Here is a 229-nt window from a genome sequence, read left to right on the forward strand (position 1 = left end):
ATTATGCTGTCAGGTACAATTTGGTGAAATTTAATCGAGTTTTTCCCTGTATAGGCATATCTGCTGTCCTCAAACCACCGATCTGATTTTGGTTAAAAGTATTCTTCGATACATTGATGATAAATTATATAAAGCGTCTTTTCAGCTGCAGCATTATTGAAAACAACATATATCAGAAAGATATGGCAAGCCACCAAGCCCACTACACAACTTACAAGCATTCTTCTTC

Annotated in this window: 1 pseudogene; it reads right to left on the bottom strand. The window is 35.8% G+C overall.

Annotated elements, in window-relative coordinates:
- Nucleotides 1-229, bottom strand: a pseudogene (locus tag ACYP5M_RS26915) (DUF3907 family protein); the annotation flags it as partial.

The sequence above is a fragment of the Peribacillus sp. N1 genome (assembly GCF_054600815.1).